Here is a 13,076-nt window from a genome sequence, read left to right on the forward strand (position 1 = left end):
CCGACCCGCGCGCCGGCCCCGTGCCCGTCCCGTCCCGTCCCGCCTTCCAGGCCTGGAGACCCCGCCCATGCTCATCCGTGCCGGCTTCGAGATCGCCTATGACTGCCCGCAGCCGACGCCCATGCTGCTGGCGGTGACCCTGCACCCGGACCGCCTGCCGGACCTGGTCGGGCCGCATCGCGTGGTGCTGGACCCGCCGGTCGGCGCCTCCGACTACCGCGACGGCTTCGGCAACATCATCACGCGCATCCTGGCGCCGCCGGGGCGCCTGACCATCTCGGCCGACCTGCTAGTGCGGGACCCCGGCACGCCGGACGCGGTCGCGCCGCAGGCGGTGCAACACCCGGTGGAGGCGCTGCCGGACGAGGTGCTCGTCTTCCTCCTCGGCAGCCGCTACTGCGACACCGACCGGCTGTCCGACATCGCCTGGTCGCTGTTCGGCGGCACGCCGCCGGGCTGGGCGCGGGTGCAGGCGATCTGCGACTACGTGCATGACCGCATCGTCTTCGGCTACGAGCATGCGGACGCCACCCGCACCGCCTCCGGCGGCCATGCCGAGCGCCGCGGGGTCTGCCGCGACTTCGCGCATCTGGCCGTCACGCTCTGCCGCTGCATGAACATCCCTGCGCGCTACTGCACCGGCTATCTGGGCGATATCGGCGTGCCGCCGGCCGATGCGCCGATGGATTTCAGCGCCTGGTTCGAGGCCTATCTGGGCGGCCACTGGTACACCTTCGATGCGCGGCACAACACGCCGCGCATCGGCCGCATCCTGATGGGGCGCGGCCGCGACGCCACCGATGTCGCCATCACCACCACCTTCGGGCCCTGCACCCTGGCCGGCTTCCGGGTCATCACCGACGAGGTCGATCCGCCCGGCGCCACCCTGGCCGAGGCGGCGCCGGCACGGGATGGGCGCGTGGCGGCCGGCATCGCCGACCTGCCGACCGGGCCCGGTTCGGTCGGCCAGGCGCTGTCCGACGACCGCGGGCTGCCCCTGGCGTGACCCCGGGCGGTTCCCACCTCGTGCCGCGGCGGGGACCGCGGCGCCGCGCGGCGCCGTCCCCCCTGCAGGGGCCGCGGCGGCGCGGCAGGAGGCCGGCATGACGCCAGCGCCCGTCACGGTGGTGAACGAGTCCGGCGGCTCCCCCTTCGTGCTGCTGTGCGAGCATGCGTCCAACTGGATCCCGCCGGCGCTGGCGGGGCTGGGCCTGCCGCCGGCGGACCTGGTCCGGCACATCGCCTGGGACATCGGCGCGGCGGGTCTGGCGCGCGACCTCTCCCGGCGCCTGGATGCGCCGCTCTTCCTCGGCGGCTGTTCCCGCCTGGTGATCGACCTGAACCGGCCGCCCGGCGCGCCGACCAGCATCCCGGTAATCAGCGAGGCGACGGCGATCCCCGGCAATGGCGACCTGCCGCCCGCCGAGCGGGCGCGGCGCGAGGCCGACTGGTTCCACCCCTTCCATGACCGCGTCGCGGCGCTGCTGGACCAGCGGCGGGCCGCCGGGCGGCCGGCCGCCGTCATCGGCGTGCACAGCTTCACGCCCGTTTTCTTGGGCGTCGCGCGGCCCTGGCATGCCGGCATCCTCCATGCGCGGGCCGAAGGCTTCGGCCGGGCGCTGGTGGCCCGGCTGGCCGCCGAGCCGGGCCTGGTGGTGGGCGACAACGAGCCCTACCGGATCGAGCCGGAGCACGACTACACCGTGCCGGTGCATGGCGATGCGCGGGGGCTGGACGCGGTGCTGCTGGAGGTGCGGCAGGACCTGCTGGCCACGCAGGCGGGAATCGAGGCCTGGGCGGCGCGGCTGGCGGCGGCGCTGGCCGGGATCGGCGGACCGCGCCCTTAGCCCTGGACCACGGCCCGCCGGTGCGGGGGGCCCGCCGGTGCCGGGCCGGCCCCGCTGCCGTCACGACCATCCGCGCGCGCCCGGAGCATGGATCGCCGCACGGATTGCTGCAGCCCGGCGGGCAGGGGGGCGGCGTGATCCGCCGCGGGGTCAGGGGTTGCTGCTCAGGGGCTGTTGCCGGGCAGCGGCATCAGCGAGACATGCGCCGCGACGATCCGCCAGCCTTCCGGGAAGCGCGCCCAGGTCTGGCTCTGCCGGCCCCGCCGCGGGCCGCGGACGAACTCGGTATTGGCGGTGGCGAAATCCCGGCCATAGGTGGTGACCACCGTCCGCTCCAGCGTCCGCTCCAGCCCGATGGGGGAGCGGCCGGCGCGGAAGGCGGCGATCTGCTCCCAGCCATAGAGGTTCTCGTTCGGGCCGTAGCGCAGGGTGCGGGCGTCCTTGCGGAACAGCTCCTGCAGGACCGCGACGTCGTTCGAGACCAGGGCGCGCTCGTATTCGGCGAAGGCGGCCTTCACCTCCGCCAGCACCTCCGGGATGTCGACCTGCATCAGGACGTTTCCTTTGCCTTCAGATGGGCGCGCCAGCCGCCGGTCGCGCTGATATCGGGCGTGCCGAGGATGCCGGCGGCCTCGCAGAGGAAGCCGAGCGGCGTGGTGCCGTCCTCCAGCGTCACCCGGCCGAAGCCGAGCGGCGGCGGGATCTCCGCGAGGAAGGGACCGATGCCGGCGGCGGGCAGCGCCCAGACCTCGCCGGCCACGGCGACGCCGCCCGCGGCCACGCGCACCAGGCCAGGACGGTTGCCCAGGTCGTGCAGGCGATAGAGGGGGGCGGTGCGGGCGGCGTGCAGGAAGCGGCCGCCATGGCGGCGCAGCTGCGGGTTCAGCGGCAGTCCGGCCATGTGCGCGCCGATCGCCAGCAGCGGCACCTCGTCCGGTGCCAGGTCGGGCGGCGCGGGCGGCGGCGGCACCGGCGCGCCCAGCGCACCCAGCGTCACGCCGGCGGCGGCATGCAGCGCGGCGCCGAGGCCGGCCAGCCGCGCCTCGGCGAAAGCGGGCCCGACCAGCGTGACGCCGGCCGGCCGGCCATCGGCGCGGAAGCCGGCCGGCACGGCCAGCGCCGCAAGATCGCAGATATTGACGAAATTGGTGTAGGTCCCGAGCCGGCTGTTGGCCGCCACCGGCTCCGCCGCGAGGTCGGCCAGGCTGGGCAGGCCGGGCGCGGTCGGCAGCAGCAGGATGTCCACGCCCGCGAACAGCGCGCGGGCCAGCCGGCGCGCCTCGGCGGCTTCGTGGAAATCCTCCCAGGCCTCCACCGTGCGCTTGTCGAGACCGGCGCGCAGGATGCCGAGGGTGACGCGATGCACCGCCTCCGGCCGCTGCTCGACCATCCCGCGCAGCGCGGCAGTGCGCTCGGCCACCCAGGCGCCGTCATAGAGGCGGCGGGCGATGGCAAGGAACGGCGCCATGTCCACCCGCGTCACGCTGCCGCCCAGCGCCTCGGCCCGGGCCAGGGCGGCGTCGAACAGCGCGGCATCGTCGGGCGAGTCGAAGACCAGCTGCGCCGGCAGGGGCGCGGCCAGGCGCCACTGCGGCTGCGGCGCCGGCGCGGCGCGCCAGCTGGGCGGGGCGGCGCGCGAATAGCGGTCCTCCGGCGCGGCGCCCGCCATCGCCTGCAGCACGGCGGCGGCGTCCGCGACGGTCAGCGCGAAGACCGAGACGCAGTCGAGCGAGCGGCAGGCCGGCACCACGCCCTGGGTTGGCACCAGGCCGAGGCTGGGCTTCAGGCCGACGATGTTGCAGGCCATGGCCGGCACCCGGCCCGACCCGGCGGTGTCGGTGCCGAGGGAGAAGGCGGCGATCCCGGACGCGACGGCGGTGGCGGAGCCGGAGGAGGAGCCACCTGGGATGCAATCCGCCACGACCGGGTTGCGCGGCGTGCCATGCGGGCTGCGCGTGCCGTTCAGGCCGGTGGCGAACTGGTCCAGGTTCACCTTGCCCAGCAGCACCGCCCCGGCCGCCAGCAGCCGCGCGACGGCGGGCGCATCCTCCTGCGCCGTATAGGCATAGTCCGGGCAGGCGGCGGTGGTGCGCATGCCCGCGACGTCGATATTGTCCTTCACCACGAAGGGCACGCCGAATAGCGGCCGCCCCCGCGGCCCTTCCGCCGCCAGGGCGGCGGCGCGGGCCCGCACCGCATGCGGGTCCACGCGTGCGAGGAACAGCGCCGGGTCGTCCCAGGCGGCGATGCGCGCCAGCGCCGCATCGGCGATGGCCACGGGGCTGCCGCCGGCGGCGATGAAGCCGGCGATGGCGGGGAGCGTCGGGATGGCGGGTGCGGTCATGCCGCGTGCTTCAGCAGGTCGTCGGCCGCCCGCAGCAATTCGCCATCCGGCTCGCGCAGCGCGTCGAGGATGCGGAAATGGTCGGCCCTGGCGACGGGGACCAGCGGCCCGGGCAGATGCGCCTCCGCCCGTGCGCCATGGAAGTGGCGGGACTGCCGGCGCAGTTCCGGCAATTCGGCGCTGCCATAGGCGATGGCCATGGGCTTGCCGACCGGCGGCTGGCGCAGGGGCGAGAGTGCTTCGATCTCCGCCTCGGTCAGCCGCAGCTTGTCGTTCAGGTAGGTGTCGCGGATCGGCGCCAGGTCGAAGATGCCGGAGATGGCGAGCGCCGCACTGACCAGCGGGTGCCCGGCGCAGGCGGCGGCGAGGTGTCCGCCCGCCGACCAGCCCGACAGCACCACCCTGCCGGCGATGCCATGCCCGGCGCCATTCGCCTGCAGCCAGTCCAGCGCCGCGTGGATCTCGGCCACGATGCGCGTCAGCGAGGCGTCGGGCGCCAGGGTGTAGCCGGGCAGGGCGAAGGACCAGCCGCGCGCCAGCGCGCCTTCCGCGAGGACACAGAAATCCTCCCGCCGGTTGCGCTGCCAGTAGCCGCCATGGACGAAGACCAGGCAGGGCGCGCCCGGTCCGGCAGCGGGGAACAGGTCCCACTTCGTGCGCTCGCCCGGGGCATAGGGCAGGTCGAGATGCCCGGGATGCGCGGCGCGGAAGACCTCGGACGCCGCGTTGCGCGCGGCGATCAGCGCGGCGCTGTCGGCGACGGCGCGCGTGTTGTCATAGGCGGCGTCGCGCTCGTCCTGGCTCGCGCCGGCCCGGAAGGGCGGGAAGGGGGTCATGGGGCATCCTCATGCCGCCCGGCCGGGCGGTGCGCAACCGGTCAGTGATGCCCGCCCAGCAGGCCGGACAAATGCCGCCGCAGGGCGTTGAACTCCGGCGAGGTCGGGTCGCGCGGCCGCGCCAGGTCGATGCGCTCGTCGGCCACGATCCGGCCCGGGCCCGGCGACATCACCACCACGCGGTCGGCGAGGATGATCGCCTCCTCGATCGCATGGGTGACGAAGATCACCGTCAGCTTCGCCTTCGCCCAGATGTCGAGCAACTCCTCCTGCAGGCGTTCCCGCGTGAAGGCGTCGAGCGCGCCGAAGGGCTCGTCCATCAGCACCACCTCGGCATCGTTCGCCAGCACCCGGGCGATGGCGACGCGCTGCTTCATCCCGCCGGACAACTGGTGCGGATAGGCATCGGCGAAGCGGGTCAGGCCGACCATGTCGACGAAGCGCCTCGCGGTCGCCGCCACCTCGGCCTTCGGGCGGCCGCGCGCGGCCGGGCCGAAGCCGACATTCTGGGTCACGGTCAGCCAGGGGAAGAGGCCGTAGTCCTGGAACACCATGCCGCGGTCCGGGCCGGGCGCGGCGACCGGCTTGCCCCACATCAGCAGGCTGCCCTCGGACGCCGACTCGAACCCCGCCACCATGCGCAGCAGGGTGGACTTGCCGCAGCCGGACGGGCCGATCAGGCAGATGAACTCGCCCTTGTCGATCCGCAGCGACGCGTCGGAGAGCGCGGTGATCGTCTCCGCCCCGAAGGCGAAGCGCTTGGTGACGTGCTGCGCCTCGAGGATCGGCAGCACCGCGCTCGTCACGGCCCGTGGCGCCGCCATCACGTCATCCATGTTGCGGGCTCCAGCGCAGCAGGCGGCGGCCCAGCGCCTGGACCGCCTGGTCGGACAGGAAGCCGAGCACGCCGATGGTGACCATGCCGCTCACCACGATCTCGGTCCGCGACAGCTGCCGCGCCTCCATGATGATGGCGCCGAGCCCGGTCTGCACGCCGGTCATCTCGCCCACCACGATCACCACCCAGGCGAAGCCGAGGCCGAGGCGGAGGCCGGTGAAGATCGAGGGCAGCGCCGCCGGCAGCACCACCTTCCAGAAGATGGCCTGGCGGGAGACGCCGAGCATCGCCGCCGCCTCGAACAGCCGTCCCTCCACGTTCTTCACGCCGAAGATGGTGTTGAGAAGGATGGGGTAGAAGGCGCCGAGGAAGACCAGGAAGAAGGCGCTGCGCGGGCCGATGCCGAAGACGATCATGGCCAGCGGCAGCCAGGCCGTCACCGGGATGGGCCGCAGGATCTGCAGGGTCGGGTCCAGCAGGTCCCGCACCACGGCGATGCGGCCGATCAGCATGCCGAGCGGCAGCGCGACCGCCGCGGCCAGCGCGAAGCCGCCATAGACGCGCGACAGGCTGGCCAGGGTGTGGGTCAGCAGCGTCTCGGAATAGAGGTCGTCCCAGACGCCGCCGAAAGCCAGGTCCCACCACTGCACCGCGACATCCCAGGGCGGCGGGATCAGGCTGTAGGCGCGGCCGGTGGTCGACAGGTGCCAGGCGAGGATGCCCAGCACCGGCGCCGCCACCGCCAGCAGCACCTGGCGCGGGGAGATTCCCCGCGCGCCGAGCACGCTCATGCCGCCGCCTTGGCCAGCTCGTCCGAGAAGCGGGTGTCGAAGAAGGTGTTGAAATCGGGCAGGGCGCGGATCTGCCGCAGGCTCAGCATGTGGTCGGCATAGGTGCGGGCGCGCTGCACCATCTCCGGCGTCATCTGCCAGTTCAGCTCGACATTGGGCAGGCTGATCTCCAGCGCGTCGCGCCGCATGCCGAGCCGGGCGACTGCCGTCTCGATGGTGACGTCCCGGTTGGCCATGCCGAACTCGCTGGCCTGGCGGTGCACCCGCAGCATCTGCCGCACCAGGTCGGGCCGCTGCGCGACGGTGTCGGCATGGGTCGCGAAGATCATGTTCAGCGAGCCCATGGGCGTGGAATAGGGATACTCCACGATCCTGCCGACGCCGCTGGCGACGGACACGCCGGGGCCGGGCTCGGCGCCGACATAGGCCTCGATGTCGCCGCGGGCGAGGGCGATCGGCATCTCCGAGAAGGAGACGCGGATGGATTGCAGGTCGCGGATGGTCATGCCTTCCATCCGCAGGCGTTCCAGGATGAACACCTCCTGCGTCGAGCCGGGCCAGATCCCGACCTTCTTGCCGCGCAGGTCCGCCAGCTTCTCGATGCCCGCATCCTTGCGTGCCACCACGGCCATGCCGCGGTCGCAGCAGGACCCGACCACCACCACCGGCTCGCGCGCCGCGGCGCCCAGGATGCCGGCGGCGATGCCGAAGGCGCCGAACTCCACCGACTTGGTGACGACGGCGTTCTTGCCCTCGGTCGGGCTCTCGAACACCACCACCTCGATCCGCAGCCCGGCCGGCTGGAAGCGCTCATACAGGTAGGGCGCGATGGAATGGATCAGCCGCAGCGCGCCCATCTTCACCGCCACGCCCTGGGCCCGCAGGGCAGGGGCGGCCAGGGGGGCAGCGAGGGTGGCGGCGCCGGCGGCCAGCACGGTGCGGCGGGCGAGGGTCATGGCGTGCAGTCTCCCGGGGACCTGTTCTGGGGCCCCGCGGGATGCAACCACCGTGCCGTCGCCGGGCGGCGTCCCCGCCGCCGGCTTCTGCCTAATCCGCGCGCAATTCCCGGACGGGCTTGCCCGCGAGATAGCCCTCGATCGCCTCGACCGCGCCCTGGAAATAGGCCCGGTAATTCTCCTCGGTCACGTAGCCCAGATGCGGCGTCAGCACCGTGTTCGGCGCCGCGAGGATCGGGTGGTCGGCCGGCAGCGGTTCGGTGTCGTAGACATCGAGCCCGGCGCCGCCGATCCGGCGTTCCCGCAGCGCGGCGACCAGCGCCGCCTGGTCGATCAGCGGGCCGCGGCTGGTGTTGACGATGACGGCGGTCGGCTTCATCCGCGCCAGGTCACCGGCGCCGATGATCCCGCGCGACCGGTCCGACAGCACCAGGTGCAGCGTCACCACATCCGCCTCGGCCAGCAGCTGCTCCTTGCTCACGGCCGTGGCGCCGGCGGCGGCGGCCTTCTCGGCGGTCAGGTTCTGGCTCCAGGCCAGCACCTTCATGCCGAAGGCGGCGCCCACCCTCGCCACGCGGCCGCCGAGATTGCCAAGGCCGACGCAGCCCAGCACCTTGCCTTCCAGCGTGTTGCCCATGGCGACCTGCCAGCGCCCCTCGCGCAGCGCCGCCTGCTGCTCCGGGATCCTGCGCATCAGGGACAGGATCAGCCCCCAGGTCAGGTCCACCGTGGGATGCGCGACGGAAGGCGTGCCGCAGACGGCGATGCCGCGCTCGGCGCAGGCCGCGAGGTCGATGCTGCGGTTGCGCATGCCGGTGGTGATGAGGAGCTTGAGGTTCGGCAGCTGCTCGATCAGCGCGCGGGGGAAGGGGGTGCGCTCCCGCATCGCCAGGATGGCGTCGCAGGGGCGCAGGCGCTCCAGCAGGGCGGGGCCGGCGACGGTGTCGCGGTACTGGTCGATCTGCAGGCTCTCCGGCAGCCGGTCCCAGGGGCCCAGCCGCAGGGTCACGCCCTGGTAGTCGTCGAGGATGGCGAGGCGCTGGAGCGCAGGCATGGCGGGTCCTCCGGTTGGCTGCCCTGGGATATGCCGCGCAGGGGCCGTCAAGGCCACCCGGGAGGGGCGTGGCCCCGCCCGGACCCATCCCGGCAGGGGTCAGGCGACCCCTTGGTGGGCCTGGGTCCGACCCGAGGCTACCCGCGCAGCGCCCGCAGCGCGTTCAGGATGACCGCCACATCGATCGCTTCCTGCAGCACCGCGCCCTGCACCGGCGTCAGGTATCCCGCCGCCGCCGCCAGCATCCCCAGCACCGACAGCCCGATCCCGGCCGCCACGCTCTGCAGCGCGATGCCGCGGGCGCGGCGGGCGATGCGCATCGCCTCCGCCAGGCGGTCGATGCGGTCCACCAGCACCACCGCATCCGCGGCCTCGGCGCTCGCCGCCGCGCCGCGCGCGCCCATGGCGACGCCGATATCGGCCGCGGCCAGGGCCGGCGCGTCGTTCACGCCATCGCCCAGCATCAGCACCGGGCCCTGCGGCTTCTCGCGCAGCACCGCCGCCACCTTCTCGGCCGGGCTGCGCTCCGCCAGCACCGCATCCACGCCCAGCGCGGCGCCGACCGAGTCCGCCACCGCGGCCCGGTCGCCGGAAAGCAGCACGATGCGGCGGATGCCCGCCGACCGTGCCGTTGCCAGCATGGCCGCGGCATCGGCCCGCGGCGGGTCGGCCAGCACCAGCAGCCCGGCCGGCGCGCCATCCGCCGCCACCAGCACGCGCAGCGCGCCCGGCGCATGGCCGTCCGCCTCCGCTGCGGCCCCCGGCCAGCCATGCGCCGCGACGAAGCCCGGGCCGCCCAGCGCCACGCGCCGGCCTTCGACCAGCCCGGCGATGCCGGCGCCCGGGTCCTCATGCACCCCGGTGGGCGTCGCCAGGGGCAGGCCCGCCTCCCGCGCCGCCGCCACCAGCCCCTGCGCCACCGGATGCGCGCTTGCCTGATCCAGCGACGCCGCCAAGCGCAGCAACTCCGCCCCCGTCAGGCCCGGCTCGGGCCGCGCCTCCAGAAGCCGCACCCGCCCTTCGGTCAGGGTGCCGGTCTTGTCCAGCAGCAGCACGCGCACCCGCGCGAGCATCTCCAGCGCCGCGCCAGACTTCACCAGCACGCCGGCGCGGGCGGCGCGGGACAGCCCGGCGATCAGCGCCACCGGCACCGCCAGGATCAGCGGGCAGGGCGTCGCCACCACCAGTACCGCCAGCACCCTCCGCGCGTCGCCCGACAGCGCCCAGGCCGCGGCGGCGATCGCGAGCGTCACCGCCAGGAAGCCCAGCGCCCAGCGATCGGCCAGCCGCGCCATGGGCGCCCGGCTGGCCTGCGCCTGTTCCACCAGCCGGACGATGCCGGCCAGCGTGCTCTCGGCCGCCGGCCGGGCCGCCAGCAGGTCGAAGGCCTCGCCGGCATTGGTGGCGCCGGACAGCACCGCCGCGCCCGCCGCGATCCGCTGCGGCAGGGATTCCCCGGTCAGCGCGGCGGTGTCCAGCACCGCGGCGGACAGGGCGGTGCCGTCCACCGGCACCACCTCTCCCTGGCGGACCAGCAGCCGGTCGCCGGGCCGGATGGCCTCGATCGCCACCTCCTCCAGCCCCGCCGCGCCGTGGCGGGCGGCGCGGCGGGGCTGGCGGGCGAGCAGCGCGGTCATCTCCGCGCGCGCCCGGGCGCGCGCATGGTCCTCGAGGAAGCCGCCGCCGGCGAACATCAGCGCCACCACCGCGCCGGCGAGCGGCTCGCCCAGCGCCAGCGCCCCGGCCATGGACAGCGCCGCCAGCAGGTCCAGCCCGGCCTGGCCGGCCAGCAGGCCACGGAGGATGTCGCGCAGCAGGACCGCCAGCACCGGCAGCGTGGCGGCGGCGAAGGCCGACGGCGCCAGGCCCGGCGCCAGCGCCTGGAACGCCAGGCCCAGCGCCAGCCCACCCGCCGCCCAGGCCAGCAGCAGGACGCGCAGGCCGTGCCCGGTCAAGGCGGCGGCAGTAGCAGCCGCCGCGCGGCCTCCCGCAGGCGGGCCGGCAGGTGCACCGTCCGCGTCTGCTCGGCGCGGCTCACATAGACATGGATGAAATGCCCCTCGGCGCTCGCGCGGTCCTCCTCGTTGCGAAAGAGGCCGAGCTCGTAGCGGATGGAGGAGGTGCCGAGCCTGCCGCAGCGCACCCCCACCGCCACCACATCGGGGAAGCTGATCGGCGCGAAGTAGCGGCACTGCGTCTCGACCACCAGGCCCACCTCCGTGCTGCTGCCGAGGTCGAGCACGCCGTTCGCGATCAGGAATTGCGCGACCGCGGTGTCGATCCAGGAATAGTAGGTGACGTTGTTGACATGGCCGTAGACGTCGTTGTCCATCCAGCGCGTCGGGATGCTGGTGAACCAGCGGTAGTCGGCGCGGGTGCCGATGGGCGCCTTCTCCGGCACGGCGCGCCCCTGCGGCGCGGCGCGATCGGCCGCACTCATGCCAGCGCCTCCTCGACGATCGCGTCGTCCACGCAGGCCTCGAAGGGGGGCACATGCGGGATCACGCCGCTGGCCAGCATGGCGGCGCCCAGCCGGTCGAAGGCCGCGCGCGGGAAGCGCGGCCCGGCATCCCACAGCCCGAGGCCCTGGTAGCGCGCGATGGCCCGGACGCGGTGGCTGGACGGCACATCGGGGAAGCGCGGCGCGATCCGCTCCGCCACCTCGCCCGCCGGGGCCGAGCGGATGAACTCCAGCGCCTCCGCCATCGCCCGGATCATGGCCATCAGCGGCGCGCGTTTGGCGGCGATGCCGGCCTCGGTCGCGTAGAAGGCGGTGTAGGCGGTGTGGCCGCGGCCGGCCTGGGCATGCCAGACGGCGCCGCCGGCATCCTCCACCCGGCAGGCGAATGGCTCGAACATCTGGGCGAGGTCGAGCCCGCCCTCCGCCACCGCCTCGGCATTCTGCGCCATGGTCCGGTCGGTCACCGCCCGCAGCGTTGCCCAGTCCATCCCGCGCTCCGCCAGGTCGCCCCGCAGGCACCAGACCGGCGTCGGCACTTCCGAAACCAGGCCGAGCCGGAGGCCGGGCAGCTGCTCCAGCGCGAAGGCGGGGCGCGCCGCGCCGCCCATGAGCAGGAAGGGATCGCGCATCACCACGGCGCAGAAGCTGCGCAGCGTGCAGTCCGGCGTGGTGGCGCGCAGCAGCAGCGGGCGCATCGGCCCGCTCCAGGCCAGGTCGGCCTCGCCGGCGAGCAGCTTCGCCGAGGCGGCGTCCGGGCTGCCGGCGGTGACCATCTCCACCGCCACGCCCTGGCGGGCGAAGGCGCCGAGCGACTCGGCGAGGTAGAAAGGCGCGTAGAAGAGGGCCCGGAAGGGCTCCAGCAGGGTGATGCGATCCAAGGCGGGGTCCCCCGTGTCGCCGCGCATGATCCCCCGGAAGCGGCATCGGGGCGAGTCCCGCGCCGCCGCGGCCGGCAGCGGATGCATTCGGGCTTCGCCCCCCGCGAAGGCGCTGCTATGCACGCGGCATGGTCCGCGCCCCCGCGCGGCGCCCGAAGCCAGCGGTGGAACCGAGCGCCCCTTTGAACAGCCACACCCTTCCGGAAACCTTCAGGCTTCGCGCCGGCAACTTCAACCTGCTGGTGCTGCGGCTGCTCGACCCGCGGCCGGACGCGGTGCTTCCGGCGCTGGGCGACCAGTTCCGCCGCGCCCCGGGCTTCCTGCGCTTCGCGCCCATCGTCATCGGCCTGTCGGACCTGGTGGCGGCGCCGGAGGAGGTGGATTTCCGCGGCCTGGTGGAAGGCCTGCACGCGCTGGAGATCGTGCCGATCGGCACCAGCGGCGGCAGCCCGCAGATGCGCCAGGCGGCGACCGCGGCCGGCCTGCCGCCGCTGCGCGCCGCCGGCGGGAAGGAGACGGAGGTGGAGGCCGCGCTGGCCGCCGCCCTGCCCGCGCCGCAGGAGGCACCGCCGCCCGCCCCGCCGCCGGCACCCGTGGCGGCGCCCGCCGCCACCCGGCCGGCGCTGGTGGTGACGGACCCGGTGCGCGCGGGGCAGCGGATCTATGCCGAGGGGTCGGACCTGGTGGTGACCGCCACCGTCAACCCGGGCGGCGAGGTGATCGCCGACGGCCATGTGCATGTCTATGGCGCGCTGCGCGGCCGGGCCATCGCGGGCGCCCGCAACGATGCCGAGGCGCGGATCTTCGCGCTGAATTTCGACCCTGAGCTGATCGCCATCGCCGGCTTCTACGCGGTGCGCGAAGGCCTGGGGGAAGCGCCCATCGGCCGGCCGACCCAGGTCCGGCTGGAGGGCGAGGAGATGCGGTTCGGGCCGTTGGGCTAGGCCGGGGCGCGTCCGGATGGACGCGTCCGGGTGCATGAGCATGCCCGGCGCGCCGTGGCAGGCCGTGAAGGGCGCCGGCGGCGTGGGCGGGCGCGAAGGCGCCGGCCGCCACGTCCCGGCCGGCGGC

At 74.6% G+C, this 13,076-nt stretch carries 13 protein-coding genes; 3 read left to right on the plus strand and 10 right to left on the minus strand.

The features are described from left to right. Window positions 1-67 precede the first annotated feature (67 nt). Both E2C05_RS21750 and E2C05_RS21755 read left to right on the plus strand, forming a co-directional pair. Window positions 68-1,006, plus strand: coding sequence for a transglutaminase domain-containing protein (locus tag E2C05_RS21750; RefSeq protein WP_133221749.1), 939 nt, complete (start codon window positions 68-70; stop codon window positions 1,004-1,006). Window positions 1,007-1,103: 97 nt separating this feature from the next. Continuing rightward, window positions 1,104-1,847: an N-formylglutamate amidohydrolase gene (locus tag E2C05_RS21755; RefSeq protein ID WP_133221750.1), complete on the plus strand. Its 744-nt coding sequence runs from the start codon at window positions 1,104-1,106 to the stop codon at window positions 1,845-1,847. Between the two features lie 164 nt (window positions 1,848-2,011). Here E2C05_RS21755 and hpxZ read toward each other — a convergent pair whose 3' ends face one another. The 10 genes from hpxZ to E2C05_RS21805 all read right to left on the minus strand — a co-directional run bounded on the left by hpxZ (window position 2,012) and on the right by E2C05_RS21805 (window position 12,005). Then, entirely contained in the window at window positions 2,012-2,398 is a 387-nt protein-coding gene (hpxZ, locus tag E2C05_RS21760) for an oxalurate catabolism protein HpxZ (RefSeq protein ID WP_133221751.1), read from the minus strand. Next, entirely contained in the window at window positions 2,398-4,191 is a 1,794-nt protein-coding gene (atzF, locus tag E2C05_RS21765; protein WP_133221752.1) for an allophanate hydrolase, read from the minus strand. Before atzF ends, hpxZ begins: the two co-directional genes overlap by 1 nt. After that, the gene (locus tag E2C05_RS21770) at window positions 4,188-5,027 is read right to left on the minus strand and encodes an alpha/beta hydrolase (protein ID WP_133221753.1); all 840 of its coding nucleotides are present in this window, start codon (window positions 5,025-5,027) and stop codon (window positions 4,188-4,190) included. Before E2C05_RS21770 ends, atzF begins: the two co-directional genes overlap by 4 nt. A gap of 41 nt (window positions 5,028-5,068) precedes the next feature. Next, window positions 5,069-5,863 carry an ABC transporter ATP-binding protein gene (locus tag E2C05_RS21775; protein ID WP_200305973.1) on the minus strand — a complete coding sequence of 265 codons (795 nt, stop codon included), beginning with the start codon at window positions 5,861-5,863 and terminating at the stop codon, window positions 5,069-5,071. Beyond that, a complete protein-coding gene (locus tag E2C05_RS21780; protein WP_133221754.1) occupies window positions 5,856-6,656 on the minus strand; it encodes an ABC transporter permease in 801 nt (266 codons plus the stop codon). Before E2C05_RS21780 ends, E2C05_RS21775 begins: the two co-directional genes overlap by 8 nt. Beyond that, window positions 6,653-7,612, minus strand: coding sequence for an ABC transporter substrate-binding protein (locus E2C05_RS21785; RefSeq protein ID WP_133221755.1), 960 nt, complete (start codon window positions 7,610-7,612; stop codon window positions 6,653-6,655). The genes E2C05_RS21780 and E2C05_RS21785 overlap by 4 nt, the downstream gene beginning before the upstream one ends. 91 nt (window positions 7,613-7,703) lie before the next feature. Next, a complete protein-coding gene (locus E2C05_RS21790; RefSeq protein WP_133221756.1) occupies window positions 7,704-8,666 on the minus strand; it encodes a D-2-hydroxyacid dehydrogenase family protein in 963 nt (320 codons plus the stop codon). Between the two features lie 137 nt (window positions 8,667-8,803). Then, window positions 8,804-10,621: a heavy metal translocating P-type ATPase gene (locus E2C05_RS21795; protein WP_133221757.1), complete on the minus strand. Its 1,818-nt coding sequence runs from the start codon at window positions 10,619-10,621 to the stop codon at window positions 8,804-8,806. Then, window positions 10,618-11,106, minus strand: coding sequence for an acyl-CoA thioesterase (locus E2C05_RS21800; protein ID WP_133221758.1), 489 nt, complete (start codon window positions 11,104-11,106; stop codon window positions 10,618-10,620). Before E2C05_RS21800 ends, E2C05_RS21795 begins: the two co-directional genes overlap by 4 nt. Beyond that, window positions 11,103-12,005, minus strand: a complete 903-nt coding sequence (locus tag E2C05_RS21805; protein WP_158292291.1) for an ABC transporter substrate-binding protein — start codon at window positions 12,003-12,005, stop codon at window positions 11,103-11,105. Before E2C05_RS21805 ends, E2C05_RS21800 begins: the two co-directional genes overlap by 4 nt. 128 nt (window positions 12,006-12,133) lie before the next feature. Here E2C05_RS21805 and minC point away from each other — a divergent pair, with 128 nt between their 5' ends. Next, window positions 12,134-12,949, plus strand: a complete 816-nt coding sequence (gene minC / locus E2C05_RS21810) for a septum site-determining protein MinC (protein WP_133221760.1) — start codon at window positions 12,134-12,136, stop codon at window positions 12,947-12,949. The last annotated feature ends 127 nt before the right edge of the window (window positions 12,950-13,076 follow it).

Origin of the sequence: Paracraurococcus ruber (assembly GCF_004353985.1) — a bacterium.
Lineage (GTDB): Bacteria > Pseudomonadota > Alphaproteobacteria > Acetobacterales > Acetobacteraceae > Paracraurococcus > Paracraurococcus ruber.

What these genes read in the sequence shown, in the direction of transcription:
- E2C05_RS21750 (WP_133221749.1), top strand. Translation starts at nt 68, where the DNA reads ATGCTCATCCGTGCCGGCTTCGAGATCGCCTATGACTGCCCGCAGCCG.
- E2C05_RS21755 (WP_133221750.1), top strand. Translation starts at nt 1,104, where the DNA reads ATGACGCCAGCGCCCGTCACGGTGGTGAACGAGTCCGGCGGCTCCCCC.
- hpxZ (WP_133221751.1), bottom strand. Translation starts at nt 2,398, where the DNA reads ATGCAGGTCGACATCCCGGAGGTGCTGGCGGAGGTGAAGGCCGCCTTC.
- atzF (WP_133221752.1), bottom strand. Translation starts at nt 4,191, where the DNA reads ATGACCGCACCCGCCATCCCGACGCTCCCCGCCATCGCCGGCTTCATC.
- E2C05_RS21770 (WP_133221753.1), bottom strand. Translation starts at nt 5,027, where the DNA reads ATGACCCCCTTCCCGCCCTTCCGGGCCGGCGCGAGCCAGGACGAGCGC.
- E2C05_RS21775 (WP_200305973.1), bottom strand. Translation starts at nt 5,863, where the DNA reads ATGGATGACGTGATGGCGGCGCCACGGGCCGTGACGAGCGCGGTGCTG.
- E2C05_RS21780 (WP_133221754.1), bottom strand. Translation starts at nt 6,656, where the DNA reads ATGAGCGTGCTCGGCGCGCGGGGAATCTCCCCGCGCCAGGTGCTGCTG.
- E2C05_RS21785 (WP_133221755.1), bottom strand. Translation starts at nt 7,612, where the DNA reads ATGACCCTCGCCCGCCGCACCGTGCTGGCCGCCGGCGCCGCCACCCTC.
- E2C05_RS21790 (WP_133221756.1), bottom strand. Translation starts at nt 8,666, where the DNA reads ATGCCTGCGCTCCAGCGCCTCGCCATCCTCGACGACTACCAGGGCGTG.
- E2C05_RS21800 (WP_133221758.1), bottom strand. Translation starts at nt 11,106, where the DNA reads ATGAGTGCGGCCGATCGCGCCGCGCCGCAGGGGCGCGCCGTGCCGGAG.
- minC (WP_133221760.1), top strand. Translation starts at nt 12,134, where the DNA reads ATGGTCCGCGCCCCCGCGCGGCGCCCGAAGCCAGCGGTGGAACCGAGC.